Source organism: Frankia canadensis (assembly GCF_900197875.1).
GTDB lineage: Bacteria > Actinomycetota > Actinomycetes > Frankiales > Frankiaceae > Frankia > Frankia canadensis.
The window spans coordinates 1-4,452 of record NZ_FZMO01000291.1 but is presented as its reverse complement, the minus strand read 5'-3'; the positions used below and the strand labels follow the sequence as shown (position 1 = coordinate 4,452).

Sequence of the window (4,452 nt, the reverse complement as noted above, 5' to 3'; positions counted from 1 at the left end):
CGGACATGGCACCGCACCGTCGGACATGGCACCGCACCGTCGGACATGGCACCGCGCCGTCGGGCTCGACACCGCGCCGTCGGGCGACACCGCCTGTCGTCGCGGTACCGCACCGCCGACGCACCACCGAAACGTCAGACGCAGAAAGGATGACCGTCGTCGTGACGCCCGCCCCGTCCCTGCTGGCCGAGCCGCTCATTCCCGGGCTGGGGATGCTGCTGTCCGCCTCGCCCGCCCCCGACGCGCAGCCCGGTTCCGCCGCCGCGGTGGTCTCGGGCACCCCGCTGCCCTCGCCGAGCCCCTCGGCGAGCACGGATCCGCTGGTATCCCTCGAAGGCGTCGCGAACGCCCTGCGCGACGCTTGTGGCACCAGCCCGGGCCTGCTCTGTCGAACCGTCTATAACGCAACGCACAGTAACTACCTCGCGTCCGGTGCGGAGGTGTTCCTTGGGACGCCGATCCGGATCCTGCTCATCCTGGTGATCGCGTTCGTCGTGCGCGCGCTGCTGCACCGCTTCATTCGGCGGACCGCCGAACGGGCCGGCGCCGGCGGCAACGGCGGGTTCTTCCGCAGTTCCCGGGCGGGCACGCTGCTGGGCGCGTTCGGCGATCCGGCGGGGCTGATGGAAAGGCGCCGCCAGCGCGCCGCCACCGTCGGTTCGCTGCTGCGCAGCGTGACCTCCATCTTCGTCTTCGGCCTGGCATTCCTCAGCGTCCTGGGGGAGCTCGGCATCAATCTCGCGCCGATCGTCGCGAGCGCCGGAGTGCTGGGAATCGCCGTCGGATTCGGCGCGCAGAACCTTGTCCGCGACTTCCTGTCGGGCATGTTCATGCTTCTGGAGGATCAGTACGGTGTCGGCGACGTGATCGACGTCGGGCCGGTGTCGGGCACGGTCGAGGGGGTGAGCCTGCGGATGACGCGGCTGCGCGACGTCGAGGGCACCGTCTGGTATGTCCGCAACGGTGAGATCACCCGGATCGGCAACAAGAGCCAGCAGTGGGCCCGCGCCGTGCTCGACGTCCCGCTCGACTACGACACCGAGGTCGACGCGGCCAAGCGGGTGCTCGCCCGCGCCGCCGACGATCTGTGGGCCGACGCCGAGTGGAGCAGTCTCATCCTCTCCGCCCCCGAGGTGTGGGGCATGGAGACGATGACCGCCGACGGGTACACCCTGCGTGTGGCGATCAAGACGCAGCCGCTCAAGCAGTGGGAGGTCGCCCGCGAACTGCGGGAGCGGGTGCGCAACGCGCTCAGCGACGCGGGCATCGCGCTGGGCTCCGTCCAGCGCAGCGAGGTCACGGTGGTCGACGACGAGGAGGAGGAAGGCGGGACGCGCGCCGGAGAGGACGATGACGACAACGGGATCGGCGCGCCGGCCCTGCCCGCGGGCGGCGGCGGCGGCTCGATCGTCATCACCGAGGACGTGCCCCGGCCGAGGATCGACCCGCCGAGCGCGACCCGGTCCTGACGGCGGGCGCCGGCGTCCGGTTCCGACGCGTGGTTCCAGCGTCCGGTTCTGGCGTCCGGTGCTGACAGGGGCGGCCGGGCCCGTGACGGTTCGGCGCCGCCCGGGGTGATCCGTCCGGGCGCGGGCCTGAAGTTCGCCTGAAAAGCAGGGAAGGTGTTGCTGAGACCGCCCGGCGGACATCCCTCCTTCCGTTCGGGAGAGGCAGACTGGAATCGTGCGAGTACTGGTGGTCGACGACGACGCGGCGGTCCGGGAGTCCCTCGAACGGTCGCTGCGCTTCGAGGGTTACGAGGTCTCGACGGCGGTGGACGGGCTCGACGCGCTGAACGCCGTCGTCCGCGACCGTCCCGACATCGTCATTCTCGACGTGATGATGCCCAGGGTGGACGGCCTGGAGACCTGCCGCCAGCTTCGGGCCCGCGGCGACGACGTCCCAGTGCTCATGCTGACCGCCCGCGACGGGCTGGCCGACCGGGTCAGCGGCCTCGACGTCGGCGCCGACGACTATCTGGTCAAGCCGTTCGCGCTGGAGGAGCTGTTCGCCCGGCTGCGGGCGCTGACCCGCCGGGCGGCGCTCGCGGCGCGGGCGACCAGCGCGGTCGTCGGCGGGCCGGGCGGGGCGCCCGACTCCGTGCTGAGCTACGGGGGCGTCGTCCTGGACCAGGCCAGCCGCCAGGTCACCCGGGGCGAGCGGGAGCTGACCCTGACCAAGACCGAGTTCGAGCTGCTGGAGCTGTTCCTCCACCACCCGCGGCAGGTGCTCTCCCGCTCGACGATCATGGAGCGGGTGTGGGGCTACGACTTCGGGCCCACGTCGAACTCGCTGGAGGTCTTCGTCAGCTACCTGCGCCGCAAGCTGGAGGCAGGCGGGGAGCCCCGCCTGCTGCACACGGTGCGCGGCGTCGGGTACGTGCTGCGTGAGCCCTCCGGGGAGCGCATGTGAGCCGTGCCTCCCCGCGGGCGGCCGCGCGCTCGCCGGGCTGGGCGCGGCCGGTCGTGGGTCTGCCCGCCCGCGGCGGCCCCGGCGACGGAGCCGCCGCGGCCGCGGGAGCCGGTGGGGGGGCTGGAACCGGCTCGGCGTCGCCCCGGGCGCGCACGCGGGACGGGGTCGCCCGCCGGGTCGGCTCGCACCAGCGGGCCTCCGCCCGGGAACGCTTCTCCTCGCCGCTGGGCCGCCTCACCCTGCGTGCCAGGCTCGCGCTGCTGGTCGGCATGGCGGTGGCCGCCGCGGTCGCGGTCGTCGCCGGCGTGTCCCTCGGCGCCACCAGCATCGTGCTGAACCAGGCCATCGACGACCAGCTCACCGAGCAGGCCGAGGCGTCCGCGGACACCATCCAGACCAACGCGCTCGGCATCGGCGTCGGTCTGAAGGCCTTCAGCTTCGGGCTGGAGGGCCAGTTCCTGGACGCGGACGGCAACCCGCTGGAGAACGCGGTCTCGAGCTGGAACTCCGTGCGGATCCCGGTCGACGCCGCCGACGCCGAGGTCGCCCGCCGGGAGCGGGCACAGAACCTGCGCACGATCACCGTCGGCGGGCAGTCGTACCGGCTGGTCACCGTGCCGCTGGAGCGACCCGCGTCCGGCGGCGCGCTCCAGCTGGCCCGGCCGACCACGGACGTCGACCGCACGCTGCGCGACCTCGCCGTGGTGCTGCTCGTCGTCGGCGTGGTCGGGGTCGTCGGCTCGGCGCTGGCCGGCCGGATCGTGGCCCGCGCGGCACTCAAACCCGTCGACGCCGCCGCGGCCGCCGCCGAGGAGGTCGCCCGTACCCAGGACCTCTCCGCGCTGATCCCGGTCACCGGCTCGGATGAGATCACCCGGCTGGCGGAGAGCCTCAACAGCATGCTGCGCGCGCTGGAGGCCTCCCGGGCCCGCCAGCGTCAGCTCGTCGACGACGCCAGCCACGAGCTGCGCACCCCGCTGACCAGCCTGCGGACCAACATCGAGCTGCTGCTGCGGGCCGAGGCGAACCCGCACCGCCCGCTGCCCCCCGCCGACCGGGAGGCGTTGCTGCGCGACGTCGACGCCCAGATGCGCGAGCTGTCGGGCCTGGTCAGCGAGCTCGTCGAGCTCGCCCGCGACGAGGTGCCCGCCGAGGAGGTGGAGCGGCTCGACCTCGCGGACATCGTCGTCGCCGCCGCCGAGCGCGCCCGCCGCCGGGCCTACGGCAAGGGCATCCGGATCGACGTCGACGCCGTGAGCTGCCTGGTCGACGGCCAGCCGAACATGCTCGAACGCGCCGTCACCAACCTGCTCGACAACGCGGTGAAGTTCTCCCCGCCGGCGTCGGTCGTGCGGGTGCGCTGCGCGGCGGGGGAGGTGACCGTCGCCGACGACGGCCCGGGCATCGCCGTCGAGGATCGCGCCCAGGTCTTCGACCGCTTCTACCGGGCCACCTCGGCCCGCGGCCTGCCCGGCTCCGGGCTCGGCCTCGCGATCGTCGCCGATGCCGTGCACAGCCATGGCGGCAGCGTCACGGCGGAGGCGTCGCCGAGCGGTGGGGCGCTGATGCGGATGCGCCTGCCGCTGGCCGCACCCGACCCCTTCGACCTCGCCGAGGCCGCCGATCCCCGCGAACCCGCGGGTACCCGTGAACTCGCCGGTACCCGCGGCACCTTCGCCGTGGCCGGTGCGGATCCGCCGCCCGCCGAGCTGCCGGCCTGGGAGCAGGCCGGGGCCACGTTCGGCGCGGCGTCCCCGTGGAGCCGCCCGGCCGCCGACCCGCCGACCCCGCTCCAGCCGTCAGCGCCGATCGCCCGCGCGGCCCTGCCACCACCGCTCGACGGGCCTTCGCCCCTGGCCGCTCCGATGACTCCCTACGGCCTGCCCTGGGATGGTTCGCCCGGTTCCGCCGGGCCGGGCGGAGATGCGTCCGGGCCCCAGACGTGGCGCGGTGCCGACCCGGCCGCCGGACCCGGCGACAATCCTGGGACGTGAGCCCAGACGACTCCGCCCCCAGCGCCCGGTCCCCGCACGCCCAGCC

At 74.1% G+C, this 4,452-nt stretch carries 3 protein-coding genes; all 3 read left to right on the top strand.

Features of this window, described 5'->3' with window-relative positions:
* The first annotated feature begins 149 nt into the window (after nt 1–149).
* A complete protein-coding gene (locus tag C1A33_RS20995) occupies nt 150–1,469 on the top strand; it encodes a mechanosensitive ion channel family protein (RefSeq protein ID WP_101833131.1) in 1,320 nt (439 codons plus the stop codon).
* Between the two features lie 214 nt (nt 1,470–1,683).
* Complete coding sequence (locus C1A33_RS20990; protein ID WP_101833130.1) at nt 1,684–2,412, top strand: response regulator transcription factor; 729 nt, start codon at nt 1,684–1,686, stop codon at nt 2,410–2,412.
* The gene (locus C1A33_RS20985; protein WP_423748115.1) at nt 2,409–4,406 is read left to right on the top strand and encodes a sensor histidine kinase; all 1,998 of its coding nucleotides are present in this window, start codon (nt 2,409–2,411) and stop codon (nt 4,404–4,406) included. The genes C1A33_RS20990 and C1A33_RS20985 overlap by 4 nt, the downstream gene beginning before the upstream one ends.
* The last annotated feature ends 46 nt before the right edge of the window (nt 4,407–4,452 follow it).

Bases quoted from the DNA above. Each gene is read 5' to 3' on its own strand.
- C1A33_RS20995 (WP_101833131.1), top strand. From the start codon at position 150: ATGACCGTCGTCGTGACGCCCGCCCCGTCCCTGCTGGCCGAGCCGCTC.